This window comes from Apibacter sp. B2966 (assembly GCF_011082485.1).
Lineage (GTDB): Bacteria > Bacteroidota > Bacteroidia > Flavobacteriales > Weeksellaceae > Apibacter.
This window is the reverse complement of record NZ_CP049714.1, coordinates 1,524,594-1,536,950: the sequence shown is the minus strand read 5'-3', so window position 1 is coordinate 1,536,950 and position 12,357 is coordinate 1,524,594. Positions and strand designations below refer to the sequence as shown.

General features: G+C 31.1%; 14 protein-coding genes. 6 read left to right on the top strand and 8 right to left on the bottom strand.

The annotated features are described in order from the left end of the window. Positions 1-30: 30 nt before the first annotated feature. The 3 genes from aat to G8C43_RS06720 all read right to left on the bottom strand — a co-directional run bounded on the left by aat (position 31) and on the right by G8C43_RS06720 (position 2,118). On the bottom strand, positions 31-693 hold the full coding sequence (aat, locus tag G8C43_RS06730; RefSeq protein WP_166004987.1) for a leucyl/phenylalanyl-tRNA--protein transferase: 663 nt from the start codon (positions 691-693) through the stop codon (positions 31-33). Positions 694-756: 63 nt separating this feature from the next. Next, positions 757-1,146, bottom strand: a complete 390-nt coding sequence (locus G8C43_RS06725) for a DUF3127 domain-containing protein (protein WP_105296492.1) — start codon at positions 1,144-1,146, stop codon at positions 757-759. Positions 1,147-1,281: 135 nt separating this feature from the next. Beyond that, positions 1,282-2,118, bottom strand: coding sequence for a flagellar motor protein MotB (locus G8C43_RS06720; RefSeq protein ID WP_160542925.1), 837 nt, complete (start codon positions 2,116-2,118; stop codon positions 1,282-1,284). 213 nt (positions 2,119-2,331) lie between these two features. Between G8C43_RS06720 and G8C43_RS06715 the strand changes: the two genes are divergently transcribed. Both G8C43_RS06715 and G8C43_RS06710 read left to right on the top strand, forming a co-directional pair. After that, positions 2,332-3,099, top strand: coding sequence for an alpha/beta fold hydrolase (locus G8C43_RS06715; protein WP_160542924.1), 768 nt, complete (start codon positions 2,332-2,334; stop codon positions 3,097-3,099). Positions 3,100-3,195: 96 nt separating this feature from the next. After that, positions 3,196-3,525: a HesB/IscA family protein gene (locus tag G8C43_RS06710; RefSeq protein WP_105296495.1), complete on the top strand. Its 330-nt coding sequence runs from the start codon at positions 3,196-3,198 to the stop codon at positions 3,523-3,525. A 73-nt stretch (positions 3,526-3,598) separates the two neighbouring features. Here the strand turns inward: G8C43_RS06710 and G8C43_RS06705 are convergent, their stop codons facing one another. Beyond that, complete coding sequence (locus tag G8C43_RS06705) at positions 3,599-4,024, bottom strand: hypothetical protein (protein ID WP_160542923.1); 426 nt, start codon at positions 4,022-4,024, stop codon at positions 3,599-3,601. 393 nt (positions 4,025-4,417) lie between these two features. Here G8C43_RS06705 and sufB point away from each other — a divergent pair, with 393 nt between their 5' ends. Further along, positions 4,418-5,872, top strand: a complete 1,455-nt coding sequence (gene sufB / locus G8C43_RS06700) for a Fe-S cluster assembly protein SufB (protein ID WP_166004985.1) — start codon at positions 4,418-4,420, stop codon at positions 5,870-5,872. A gap of 86 nt (positions 5,873-5,958) precedes the next feature. Here the strand turns inward: sufB and G8C43_RS06695 are convergent, their stop codons facing one another. The 3 genes from G8C43_RS06695 to G8C43_RS06685 are packed head-to-tail and all read right to left on the bottom strand — an operon-like array spanning position 5,959 to position 7,974. Further along, positions 5,959-6,867 (bottom strand): ferric siderophore ABC transporter substrate-binding protein, encoded by a 909-nt coding sequence (locus G8C43_RS06695; RefSeq protein ID WP_166004983.1) that lies wholly within the window; start codon positions 6,865-6,867, stop codon positions 5,959-5,961. Between the two features lie 3 nt (positions 6,868-6,870). Continuing rightward, positions 6,871-7,275, bottom strand: coding sequence for an ExbD/TolR family protein (locus tag G8C43_RS06690; protein ID WP_160566225.1), 405 nt, complete (start codon positions 7,273-7,275; stop codon positions 6,871-6,873). A 3-nt stretch (positions 7,276-7,278) separates the two neighbouring features. After that, a complete protein-coding gene (locus G8C43_RS06685; RefSeq protein ID WP_160542919.1) occupies positions 7,279-7,974 on the bottom strand; it encodes a MotA/TolQ/ExbB proton channel family protein in 696 nt (231 codons plus the stop codon). Between the two features lie 137 nt (positions 7,975-8,111). Between G8C43_RS06685 and hisE the strand changes: the two genes are divergently transcribed. Then, on the top strand, positions 8,112-8,681 hold the full coding sequence (gene hisE, locus G8C43_RS06680; RefSeq protein ID WP_160566227.1) for a phosphoribosyl-ATP diphosphatase: 570 nt from the start codon (positions 8,112-8,114) through the stop codon (positions 8,679-8,681). On the opposite strand, the gene G8C43_RS06675 is transcribed toward hisE, so the two are convergent. Beyond that, on the bottom strand, positions 8,678-9,097 hold the full coding sequence (locus G8C43_RS06675) for a deoxycytidylate deaminase (protein WP_105296502.1): 420 nt from the start codon (positions 9,095-9,097) through the stop codon (positions 8,678-8,680). The genes hisE and G8C43_RS06675 overlap by 4 nt on opposite strands. Before the next feature lie 208 nt (positions 9,098-9,305). On the opposite strand from G8C43_RS06675, the gene G8C43_RS06670 reads away from it, so the two are divergent. After that, positions 9,306-10,622 (top strand): OmpA family protein, encoded by a 1,317-nt coding sequence (locus G8C43_RS06670; RefSeq protein WP_166004981.1) that lies wholly within the window; start codon positions 9,306-9,308, stop codon positions 10,620-10,622. A 538-nt stretch (positions 10,623-11,160) separates the two neighbouring features. Continuing rightward, entirely contained in the window at positions 11,161-12,357 is a 1,197-nt protein-coding gene (trpB, locus tag G8C43_RS06665) for a tryptophan synthase subunit beta (RefSeq protein ID WP_166004979.1), read from the top strand.

Genomic DNA, 12,357 nt, shown 5'->3' with positions numbered 1-12,357 from the left:
AATATGTTTTTAGTGCGCTAAAATAGGCATTTATAAATTGAAATCCAAATTTTTAATGGCCTCGCATTCTAAGTAGGTTTCGAATTTTTCCCGTGAGATTTCAACGGCTCCAAGTTGTTCCAGATAAGAAGAATAAATTTGACAATCAATAATTTTATATTGATTAGAATATTTTTGGATGAAATAGGTAAATCCGCATTTTGAAGCATTACTGATTTTTGAAAACATACTTTCTCCGCAAAATACGGTATGTAAATCTATACCGTAAAATCCTCCCACCAAATTATGGTTTTTCCAAACCTCAACACTTTTTGCCAATCCCCTTTCATGCAAGTTACAATAAGCATGGAACATTTCTTCGGTAATCCAAGTTCCTGCTTGACCTGTTCTTTTAATGGAAGCACATTGTTTAATTACTTCCGGAAAACATTGGTTTTCCGTAAATTCAAAATACTCTTGATTCAGTAATTTCTTAGTTGATTTAGAAATTTTTAAATTTTTTGGATAGAGTACAAATCTGGGATCCGGAGACCACCATTGTATAATTTCCTTAGGATTATACCAAGGAAAAATCCCCGATTTGTATGCCAGAAGTAATCTTTCCGGTGTTAAATCTCCACCTATGGCAAGAAGTCCGCTTTCATCAGCCAAAGAGATATCGGGAAATTCTAATTTTTGTGTTAACCGGTACATACGTATAAAAAAAGCACCTTTTTTAGCGGTGCTTGAATAATTTTTAAATATATGAGTATTTTATTAAAACGGTAAATCATCATCCTCTTCTTCTTGCATACTTGGAGCAGATGGTGCAGGAGATATATGTGCGGAAGGAGGAACCATAGGATTATCTTGTCCCATTCCGGAAGAAACAGGCATTAATTTTTCAATTCTCCAGCCGGTTATGCTGTTGAAATATTTAGTTTCACCTTGTGGATTAACCCATTCACGGCCTCTGATATTAATTGATACTCTTACATCATCTCCTACATTAAAAGAATTAATGATATCTACCCGATCTCCTAAAAGCTCAATTAAAATATGCTGAGGATATTGTTCTTCCGTAGTTAACACTACTTCTCTTTTTCTGAATCCGCTATCAAATGTTTGAATATCAGATATTAATTTTATTCTTCCTGCTATTTCCATATCTACTGTTTTTAGTTTAGAATACAAAATTAAAAAATAATTTTCAGCGAAAAAAAAAGATATTACCGGGTTTTTAATAAAAAGAAAAGGATCCCAAAAAGGATCCTCGTATATTGTAAATCAAAGAAAAGTATTTTATTTTACTTTTTGATCCATTAATTGCATAAATTGATCTAGTTTAGGAAGAATTACAATTTCAGTTCTTCTGTTAACTGCTTTATTTTCAGGATTTGTATTAGGAACTTTTGGTTGATATTCTCCGTGACCTCCGGCAAGTAATCTGGCAGGATCCACTCCGAATTTAGTTTGTAACATTTTAACAACTGAGGTTGCTCTCATGGCACTCAAATCCCAGTTATCTCTTATACAACCTGCAGCAGAATTTTTAAATTGATCATTGTCAGTATATCCCTGAACTTGAACATCATAATCTTTGTAATCATTGATAATTTTAGCTACTTTTTCCAATACATTTTCTGCAGTTGGAAGCACATCATAACTACCGGATTTATAAAGCATTTTATCTGATAATGAGATGAATACTACTCCTTTTTGAACTTGAACGTCTACATCACTGTCATTTAAATTATCTAGAGAACGTTTTAATTTATTAGATAAAGCAAGATTTAAAGAATCATTTTTTGCACGAGCTTCTGTCAAACGTTTAATATACGCATTAGATTCATTAATTTGACTAATTAATTTGTCTATATTAACAGTTCCGGCTTTTCCGGTAGCCATACAGTCGGCTAAATTTTGTTGTAATACGTCATTTTGTTTACGTATCAAATTCATTTGTTCTTCCAAAGATTTGTTTCTCTCTTTTAAAGAAGTGATCGAACGATCTTTTTCAACATTTCTTTCTAGACAAGATTCATAATTAGCTTTTGCCTGTTCAAATTCTTTTCTACTTACACAAGACATTGCTAATAAGCCAATAGAAGATAGCAATGCTAATTTAATAATTTTCATATCTTTTATATTATATATATTTTATTAAAAAATCTGTAAAAACAATTAATCAAAAAGTAGATCGTTAAAGGCTACTCAGGATAATTTTAATGGTAAAAATAGTAAATTAAAATTAAAAATGGTATAAATACTGATATAAAAATTGAAAACAAAGGATTCTTAAGTTGCTTTGTAAAAAATTGTACTTTTGTATTTATTAATGCTTATAACAGTATGCTATACTACAGAGATAAAGGAAAAGGTAAAGTTATAGTTTTTTTACACGGTTTCTTAGAAAATTCAAGAATGTGGAGGTTTTTTCAAAATAATTTATCCAAGAAATACAGAGTTATAGCCATTGATTTACCGGGTCATGGAAGATCTTCTAAAAAAACAAATGAAGTCAACAGAATGGAAGATATGGCCAAAAAAGTAAACAATGTTTTGGAGCATTTGAAAATAGATGATGTAATAATTATAGGCCATTCGATGGGAGGATATGTAGCATTGGCCTTTGCAGATTTATATAAGTATAAAGTTTCCGGATTGGGATTATTTTATTCTACCACATTACCGGATGATGAAATAAAAAAAGAACAAAGATTAAAAGCTGCCGAAGTAGTAGTTAAAAATCCTAAAGAATTTTTCCGTTTATCAATTCCTAATTTATTTGCTCCTGAAAATGTTCCCCTTATGCAATCAGAAATAAAAACAGCAATTTCTTGGGCTAAACATGCTTCTTTAACAGGGATATCAGCTGCTTTAAAAGGCATGAGGTTACGTAAAGACAGGACAGATGTTTTAAGGAATTTAGACAAACCCATCTTACTCATTTTGGGTAAATATGATACTGCAATTAAAAATGCCGAATTAATAAATAAATTAGAAGGTACAGAACATCTTTCTATTTTTGAGATTTCTACCGGACATATGGGAGCATTAGAGGCACCTGAAGAATGCTTAGAAATTATGGAATTCTGGTTAAATCAAAATTTTAATTGATGTCATTATTACAATTACTTATATGTAGTGTAAAATGAGTAAGAATTATTATTTGTAATTTTGTATTAGTGTAAACCTATTTATTTGTTTAATAGTATGATAAAGGTATCGCAAGAAGCAGAAAAAAAAATCATTGAATTGATGAAAGAAAGTGGTTTTGACAGTACCAAAGATTTCGTAAGAGTAGGAGTAGCAAGCGGGGGGTGTTCGGGATTGTCATATAAGCTTAATTTTGATCACAATCAAAACCCTGAAGATAAAGTCTTTGAAGATAAAGGAATTAAGATATTGGTTGATAAAAAATCCTTTCTTTATTTAGTAGGAACTACGTTAGAGTACTCCGGAGGTTTAAATGGAAAAGGTTTTGTTTTTAACAATCCCAATGCTCAAAGAACCTGTGGGTGCGGTGAAAGTTTTGCTGTTTAAAAGAATAAAAAAGTATATAAAAAAACCTTCTTTTTAAAAAGAAGGTTTTTTTATAGCTATTAATTACTTACATTTATTTCTTCATTACTTCAGCAGCCATGCTATCTAACTTTCTTACGAAATCATTAAATTTATTTAATTCTTTAGGGTTTGAAGACAATTCTTCACTTATAATTTTTCTAGTAATAATTAATTTTTGATTTTTCTTGGTAAGCTCTGTTAATTTATTAATATCTTTTGCATCGGCAGCATTAATATATTGATCAATATACGATTTATAATCTACCAAAAACTTTTGTATTTTAGCGTCTGAAAATTTAGGAATGTCTTGGTTTAAAATTTCACTTACAGTGTCTGTAGATAAGTCAATAGGTTCTTCCTTTATTATATTTGAATTGGATTCCGTTATTTGTTGATTTTCAGTTGTTTTTTGGTCGTTTTTACAAGATTGAAAAGTAATTGTATTAACAATAAATAAAGATAAAATTATTTTCTTCATATAAAAATTTATTTTCGGCTAATGTATAAAAAAATGATTCAAAAATTATAAAAAGATACTTATTAGTAGTTTTATGAAATATTTATTATAATTTATTATATATTTATTTTAAATAATTTATAATTAGTCTAATACATGCTTAATTTATAATTTTAATTTTAAATATTTATAATTTTATTAAACATTTTTTTTAATTAATATAGCTTAATAAAATACTTGATTTTATTCTATTATTCAAAAACCATCTCTAGTTTAAAATTTAAAATTCCATTATTTAAAAAATCTATCAATGTGTATTTATAATGTTTGATAAACTCAGTATTTTTGCACATAGAACCAATCCAAGTTTAATAAAGATGGCTGAGCTGTCTTCGAATCAAATCAATTGATAAAATGAGCAGAGCAAAATATACAGAAGAAGAATTACGGTTAGACCTTGAACAAAAAGATTATGAATATGGTTGGACCACGGATTTGGAATATGAAGATTTCCCTACCGGATTAAATGAAGATATAGTTCGTGAAATTTCCAAAAGAAAGAATGAACCGGAATGGATGTTGGAATGGAGATTAGACTCTTTTAAATTATGGAAAGAAATGAAAGCTCCTCATTGGGCTAATGTTACTTTTAAAGAGCCTGATTTCAATAATATAAAATATTATGCGGCACCTAAACAGAAAAAAGAATTAACGAGTTTAGAAGAAGTAGACCCGGAATTATTGAATACTTTTGACAAACTAGGCATTCCGTTAGAAGAACAAAAAAGATTAACAGGTGTAGCAGTAGATGCGGTAATAGATAGTGTTTCAGTTAAAACAACCTTCACAGAAACATTGGCTGAAAAAGGAATTATTTTTTGTTCTATTAGCGAAGCCATTCAAAATCATCCGGATTTAGTTAGAAAATATTTAGGAAAAGTAGTGCCTAAAAGCGATAATTTTTATTCTGCTTTAAATTCGGCAGTTTTTTCAGATGGTTCGTTTTGCTATATACCAAAAGGAGTGAAATGTCCGATGGAACTTTCTACCTATTTTAGAATTAATCAATCCGGAACCGGTCAATTTGAAAGAACACTTCTAATAGCCGATGAAGGAAGCTATGTTTCCTATTTGGAAGGATGTACAGCACCTCAAAGAGACGAAAATCAATTACATGCAGCCGTGGTTGAATTAATCGCTTTAGACGGAGCAGAAATAAAATATTCAACCGTTCAAAATTGGTATCCGGGAGATAAGGATGGTAAAGGAGGTATTTATAACTTCGTAACCAAAAGAGCTCTTTGCGAAAAAAACGCTAAAATTTCTTGGACACAAGTTGAAACGGGTTCTGCTGTAACATGGAAATATCCATCCTGTATTTTGAAAGGGGATAATTCAATTGGAGAATTTTATTCAATAGCAGTAACTAATAATTGTCAACAGGCAGATACAGGTACAAAAATGATCCATATTGGAAAAAATACACGATCAACAATCATATCAAAAGGAATTTCTGCAGGTAAATCACAAAACAGCTATCGAGGATTAGTTAAAGTTTTACCTCAAGCAGATAATGCAAGAAATTTCTCTCAATGTGATTCTTTGCTGATGGGTAATAATTGTGGAGCTCATACCTTTCCCTATATTGAAATAAAAAATAAATCTGCCCAAATGGAACATGAAGCCACAACCTCCAAAATAGGTGAAGATCAGATTTTTTATTGCAACCAGCGAGGTATTGATACGGAAACTGCAATAGCATTAATTGTTAATGGATTTAGTAGAGAAGTACTTGATAAGCTTCCTATGGAATTTGCAGTAGAAGCAAAAAAATTACTGGAAATTTCGTTAGAAGGCAGTGTTGGATAAAAGCGTTGCATAAATATATATTGTTCAGAAAAAAAACTTTCTATGGTATAGAAAGTTTTTTTTATTTGGTTTTTTTTCAACTATTTTTAAAAATTGATTTTATACGTGCCGGTTACCGATCGAGTACCTGCATTACCTTTTACGTATTGTTTAATCCATTTAATGCCTGTATTCAATAAACAAGTATTATTTATCCCTGACTTTCGACTAACAGAAATAACATTTCCATTTTTATCAAGAGTATAGGAAAAAATAATAGTTCCGGAACCATTGCAACTATGTTCGGGAACTTTTCCGCCTCTTCCCATAGTGCCCGGAATGAAGCTGACTAATTTTCTTCCGTTACCAATACCCTCGCCACCGCTTCCGTTGCCTCCTGTTTCTACTCCTTGGTTTTGACCCGGTCTTCCTCCGGTCCCTTCACCGGTGGAAAATGTTCCTGTTCCTTTACCTTTTATTAAATTTCCTAGAGCGGCATTTCCTTTGGGATTACCTCCTGTAGAACTCTTATTTCCTACACCTGCTACTGTTTTGGATTTAGTTTTATTTGGGATAGTTTTTGAGTTAATTTTAGTTACAGGTTTGGTTTTATCCTTTTTCTTAATTACCGTTTTTTTAGCAGGTTCGGGAACAATATCTTTGGTTTCGTTCTGATTGGCTAAAATAGGTTTGTTTTCTTCTTCTTGTTTTGAATTTTGGGAAGATTTATCTTCAAGATTTGTTACTGATTGTACTTCTCCACCTTCACCCGATAAAACATCTTGATCAATAGGCTCTTCATCCCCTAAACCCACTTCATCAGTACCAAAATTAGCACCCATATCATCCATATCAAAGTTTATATCAATATAAGCAGGAGGAGTCATAGTTAAAAAAACGGTTTTATAAGTTAAAATAAATAATAATATGGCGGCTGAAATTATTAGAGTAATAATACCGCTAATTAACTTCTCCTTTTTATTATCATAATACTTAATTTTATAACTATCACTCATAGCTTATTTTTCCTCTTGAGTATGCGGATTCGTCGCAATTAAAACTTTGTATTTATTTCTATTGGCAATATCCATTAAAAAAACAACATCTTTGTGTAAAGCCTCTTCATCTGCTGCAATAACAAAAGTAGGAGATGGATTGGCGTTAAATATCGTTTTTAAGGTGGGCTCGATTTCGTTTTTAGCTATTAATTTTTTATTTAAAAAATATTTTCCATCCATAGAAACCCCTATATAAACTCTTTCAGCGGGCATTTCCTGACCTTTGGCAGTTGGCAATTTTATATTTAAAGCAGACTGATTTGCAGATGCAGTAAGCATAAAAAATGTAAGCAATAAAAATATTACATCTGTTATGGATGCCATGCTGAATTCCGGAGTAACTCTATTTCTACTTCGTAATTTCATAAATTAATGAGTAACAGGTTTGTTTAATATATCCAGAAAATCAATAGCGGTAAGCTGTAATGCATGTACACTTCTATCAATACGAATAACCAAAATGTTATAGAATAAATACGCCAATAAACCAACAATTAATCCCGCAGCAGTATTTGCCATAGCAGAATAAATACCACCGGCTAACATTTGAGCGCTGGCTTGATCTTGTGCGCTGGTAGCAAAGAAAGCAATGATCATTCCGATTACCGTACCCAAAAAACCTAGCATGGGAGCGGCTCCTGAAATAGTACCTAAAACACCTACATTTTTTTCCAATTCAAAGATTTCCAACTGAGCTGTGTTCTCTATAGCATCACTAATATCCCGAGTAGGTTTACCAATTCTCATTAATCCTTTATAAAGCATTCTACCTTCAGGGGTATGAGTTCTTTTGCATAAATCTAAGGCTGCGTTGATATTACCCTGATGAATAAGATCTTTAATATCATTAAGAATGGAAGAATTTTTATTTGAAAACTTTTTTAAGGTTAGAAAACGTTCAAAGAAAATATAAAGAGAAAGCATGAAAAGCAAGAAAAGGCAGATCATTACAAATATACCTATAGGTCCTCCATGTGTAAACATTTCTAAAAGGGAAAATTGTTTTTCATTAATTTCTCCACTTTGTGCAAGTATTTTTTCTGCGGTCTTTAAAGAATCATTCATATAAATCCTTTTTTTTTGTATAAAAGTTTTTTAAATTATTTGTGCAAAGGTAGGAATTATTGTTAGTCTTTTCTTAAATATAATCATATAAGATTAGAAGTAAAATGGTATCTTCGCGTTGTTAATTCTTAAAATGAATGAGAGATACTAACACTAGTAAAGGAAAAGAATTTATAGCTGTCATTCAGGATAATAAAACAGGTAAGGTTTTAACATCCGGTCAATGCACCTATGCGTTGCTAAAAAAAACTCAGGCAGAAAAAAAAATTTATTTTGTTGGTGATTTTTTTGATGATTTATACACAGCAGAAGAATTTTTATGGAACAAAGATAAGACTGTGATATTAATCAAAGTTAAAACCAACAAAGATTCAGATAAATATTTACCAACAACGGATTTCTTGGAAGAAAATAGAAATTCCTATTCCTATTTAAGTATTTTAGAAAAAAAAATAGGAAAAAGCATTAAAGGAGAAAAGCAAAATACACATATTACTACTGTTTTAAAGAAAGGCAAATCCAAAATTGCGCAAAAATTTGGAGAAGAAGCAGTAGAGTTAGTAATTGAAGCAGCTAAGGAAAACGATAAATTATTTAAAGATGAAGCTGCAGATGTTTTTTATTATTATCTGATATTGCTGCAGGAAAGAGGATTTTTACTAGACGATATTTTAAAGCAATTAAAGCTACAACGAAGAAAAATTTAAAGTTCTTCCTCCTTAATCTGTTCAATTTCGATTCCTGCCTCCCTTAAAAAATCAATGCCACTCGTATCAGAATACTCATTAATATATACCAAACGCTTAATACCTGCCTGATGAATCAATTTGCTGCATTCGCGACAAGGAGAAAGTGTAACATAAAGAGTAGCTCCTATGCAGGATTGTGTAGATGCAGCCACTTTAAGGATGGCATTGGCCTCAGCATGCAAAACATACCATTTGGTAGTTCCCGTTTCGTCCTCGCATATATTTTCAAAACCTGTAGGAGTACCATTATATCCGTCAGAAATAATCATACGGTTTTTAACAATTAAAGCTCCTACCTTCTTTCTTTCACAATAAGATAATTTACCCCATTCTTGAGCCATGCGTAAATAAGCAATATCATATTTTGTTTTCATAAGCTAAAAATACATTTTTTTACTAAAAGGCTTGACTTATTTATTGATACTTTTTTATTTTTTTAACAGTTATTAAAAAGGGAAATACAGATATATAAAAAAAGTATTTATGAATAATTTAAATTATTTGGAATAATTATTGTCATAAACAAAAGATAAAATATGTTATAATTAAATAATAATACATTTAACACGGAAAAATTTTGTTATGGAAAATCTATTAGATTCATTAAAGAAAATTATTACACCCGAAGCTGTTTCTAATATATCTTCAGAATTGGGAGAAGATACAGGAAAAGTTACATCAGCAATAAAAACAGCCGTTTCCAGTTTATTCGGTGCAGTTCTAGAAAAAGGTAATGATAATAAGTTAGAAAATATATTGAAACAAGCGGGAAATATTCCTTCCATTTCTAATGTAAAAGGATTGTTTTCCGGACAAGCAGATGCTGAAACACAAAAATTAAGTTCGGGCTTTTTAAATAATCTTTTTGGAGATAAATTAGGAAACTTTTCTTCTCTGATATCTTCTTCATCAGGCTTAAAAAGTGAAAGTACTACCAAACTAATGGGAGTTATATCACCATTAGTAGCAGGATTTTTAGGACAAAAATTATTAGCAGGAGGAAATTTCAAAGGCTTATTAGGACAGATAAATTCAGAAAAAAATGGTTTTTTATCATCAATACCTTCAGGTTTAGCCGGTATTTTAGGAGTTTCTTCACTATCAGGATTAGGAGATTCTTTTCTTAACAAAGTTTCATCTCAAACTAAAGAAACTGCAGAAAACGTAAAAGAAAAAGTAGAAGATACCTATCATGAATATAAAGATAAAATGGAAAAACATTCCGGTGGCGGTTGGTTAAAATGGCTTATCATATTTTTACTTGCGGGTATTCTAATCATTTGGTTATTTTCTAAAAATGGATGTTCTAAAGGGAAAGGTACTACAACTCCGGTAAACGATTCCATCCAAAAAGTAGAGCCTAATGCAAATAATAGAGACACAGTTTCAGCTAATAGTACTAATCCAACAGATCATAAAATAAAAGAATTACTTCCGATTACTTTGCCAAGCGGAACAGTTATCAATGCTTTTCCCGGAGGAATAGAAGACAAAATGGTCAATTTTTTGCAATCCGATGAATATAAAAATGCTACCAACGACGATTTAAAAAATAAATGGTTTGATTTTGATGCCATCAATTTTGAATTTGGAAGCGGAACAAAATTAACGCCTGAATCGGAAACACAAGCAAAAAATATTGGAATTATACTTAAAGAATTTCCTGATGCAAAAGTTAAAATTGGAGCTTATACAGATAAAAAAGGAAATGACCAAGATAATTTAAAATTGTCACAAGAAAGAGCAAATACTGTAAAGGAAATATTTATTAAAAATGGATTTGGAGATAGAGTTGACGGTGCTGAAGGATATGGTTCCAAATTTGCAACAGTTGATGCAAACGCTTCCGATGAAGAAAGAGCTAAAGACAGAAGAATTTCTTTACGTTTTGAAAAATAAAATTTAGACGATTAATTTAAAAAAACTATTATATAACTGTAGCAATAGGATAAATATGTAAGAATCTAATAAAAGAGTAAAACCTTAAGAATTCTATTCGTAACCCATTCTTTATTTTATATAAATGAATGGGTTTTTTCTTTTAATTTAAGAATAATATCTAGTATTTGTAAACTCAGCACATAGCTAAATAGTCAATTTATATGCATAGCAAGAACAAAATATATAAAGTAAAGTACACTATTAAATCACGCTCATAATTAAATAATAATCTAAATATAAATTAAAGAAAAACATAAAATCGGATGAAATATTTTGTATTATAAAAAGATAATTAGTATTTTTGTTAAAATAATTAAGTAAAGTGAAAACAATATTTTTAAATAATATATCTTGGTGGTGGTGCTCTCAGCTTCAATAGCCGTGGGCAGTAAGGTATATTATTTTAAATAAAATAGTAAAAGAATAAGAAAAACCTACCGTGTTCACGGTAGGTTTTTTTGTTTTTTGAAATGATTAATTACATAAAATGAAAAAAATGAAGCATACATATAGTGTAAACCAAGAAGGTTACTATGGAGAATTTGGAGGAGCTTATATTCCTGAAATTCTTTATGAAAATGTGGAGATTCTAAAAAACAATTATTTAAAAGTATTAAATGACCCAAAATTTCAAAAAGATTACCACGATTTACTAAGAGATTATGTAGGAAGGCCCTCACCTTTATATTTGGCAAAAAGACTGTCTCACAAATACGGATGTAAAATCTACTTAAAAAGAGAAGATTTAAATCATACCGGAGCGCACAAAATCAACAATACAATAGGTCAAATATTATTGGCGCAAAGAATGGGTAAGACCCGAATCATAGCTGAAACCGGAGCGGGTCAACATGGAGTTGCCACGGCTACAGTTTGTGCTCTAATGAATTTGAAATGCGTAATTTACATGGGAAAAGTGGATGTGGAAAGACAAAAGTTGAATGTTGAAAAAATGCAAATGTTAGGAGCAGAAGTACTACCCGTAACGAGTGGAAATATGACCTTAAAAGATGCTACTAATGAAGCAATTCGCGATTGGTGTTCAAATCCGAAAGACACGTATTATATTATAGGTTCCACCGTAGGTCCTCATCCTTATCCGGATATGGTTGCTCGTTTACAATCAGTCATCAGTGAAGAAATTCGCAAACAACTGTTAGAAAAAGAACAAAGAGAAACCCCCGACTATTTGATAGCATGTGTAGGAGGAGGAAGCAATGCTGCCGGAACCATCTATCATTTTTTAAATGAACCTTCGGTAAAGATTGTCTTAGCTGAAGCAGCAGGAAAAGGATTAAACTCCGGAGAATCTGCTGCGACGATCCATTTAGGAAGATTAGGAATCATTCACGGAAGCAAAACATTACTCATGCAATCAGAAGATGGACAAATAGAAGAACCGTATTCTATATCGGCCGGATTGGATTATCCGGGAGTAGGTCCCCTTCATGCCCATTTGTCAAAAACCAAACGTTCGGAAGTTCTGGCAATCACAGATGAGGAAGCTCTAGATGCAGCCTTTGAATTAACAAGATTAGAAGGTATAATTCCCGCCATTGAGTCGGCACATGCCTTAGGAGTATTGAAGAAAAAGAAATTTAAAAAGGAAGATATTATTGTGATCTGTCTATCGGGAAGAGGAGATAAAGATATGGAAACATACATAAAAGTTCAGGAAAATCGAAACGAATAA

Excerpts from the sequence above, each read along its gene's own strand:
- aat (WP_166004987.1), bottom strand. The coding sequence starts at position 693 with ATGTACCGGTTAACACAAAAATTAGAATTTCCCGATATCTCTTTGGCT.
- G8C43_RS06725 (WP_105296492.1), bottom strand. The coding sequence starts at position 1,146 with ATGGAAATAGCAGGAAGAATAAAATTAATATCTGATATTCAAACATTT.
- G8C43_RS06720 (WP_160542925.1), bottom strand. The coding sequence starts at position 2,118 with ATGAAAATTATTAAATTAGCATTGCTATCTTCTATTGGCTTATTAGCA.
- G8C43_RS06715 (WP_160542924.1), top strand. The coding sequence starts at position 2,332 with ATGCTATACTACAGAGATAAAGGAAAAGGTAAAGTTATAGTTTTTTTA.
- G8C43_RS06710 (WP_105296495.1), top strand. The coding sequence starts at position 3,196 with ATGATAAAGGTATCGCAAGAAGCAGAAAAAAAAATCATTGAATTGATG.
- G8C43_RS06705 (WP_160542923.1), bottom strand. The coding sequence starts at position 4,024 with ATGAAGAAAATAATTTTATCTTTATTTATTGTTAATACAATTACTTTT.
- sufB (WP_166004985.1), top strand. The coding sequence starts at position 4,418 with ATGAGCAGAGCAAAATATACAGAAGAAGAATTACGGTTAGACCTTGAA.
- G8C43_RS06695 (WP_166004983.1), bottom strand. The coding sequence starts at position 6,867 with ATGAGTGATAGTTATAAAATTAAGTATTATGATAATAAAAAGGAGAAG.
- G8C43_RS06690 (WP_160566225.1), bottom strand. The coding sequence starts at position 7,275 with ATGAAATTACGAAGTAGAAATAGAGTTACTCCGGAATTCAGCATGGCA.
- G8C43_RS06685 (WP_160542919.1), bottom strand. The coding sequence starts at position 7,974 with ATGAATGATTCTTTAAAGACCGCAGAAAAAATACTTGCACAAAGTGGA.
- hisE (WP_160566227.1), top strand. The coding sequence starts at position 8,112 with ATGAGAGATACTAACACTAGTAAAGGAAAAGAATTTATAGCTGTCATT.
- G8C43_RS06675 (WP_105296502.1), bottom strand. The coding sequence starts at position 9,097 with ATGAAAACAAAATATGATATTGCTTATTTACGCATGGCTCAAGAATGG.
- G8C43_RS06670 (WP_166004981.1), top strand. The coding sequence starts at position 9,306 with ATGGAAAATCTATTAGATTCATTAAAGAAAATTATTACACCCGAAGCT.
- trpB (WP_166004979.1), top strand. The coding sequence starts at position 11,161 with ATGAAGCATACATATAGTGTAAACCAAGAAGGTTACTATGGAGAATTT.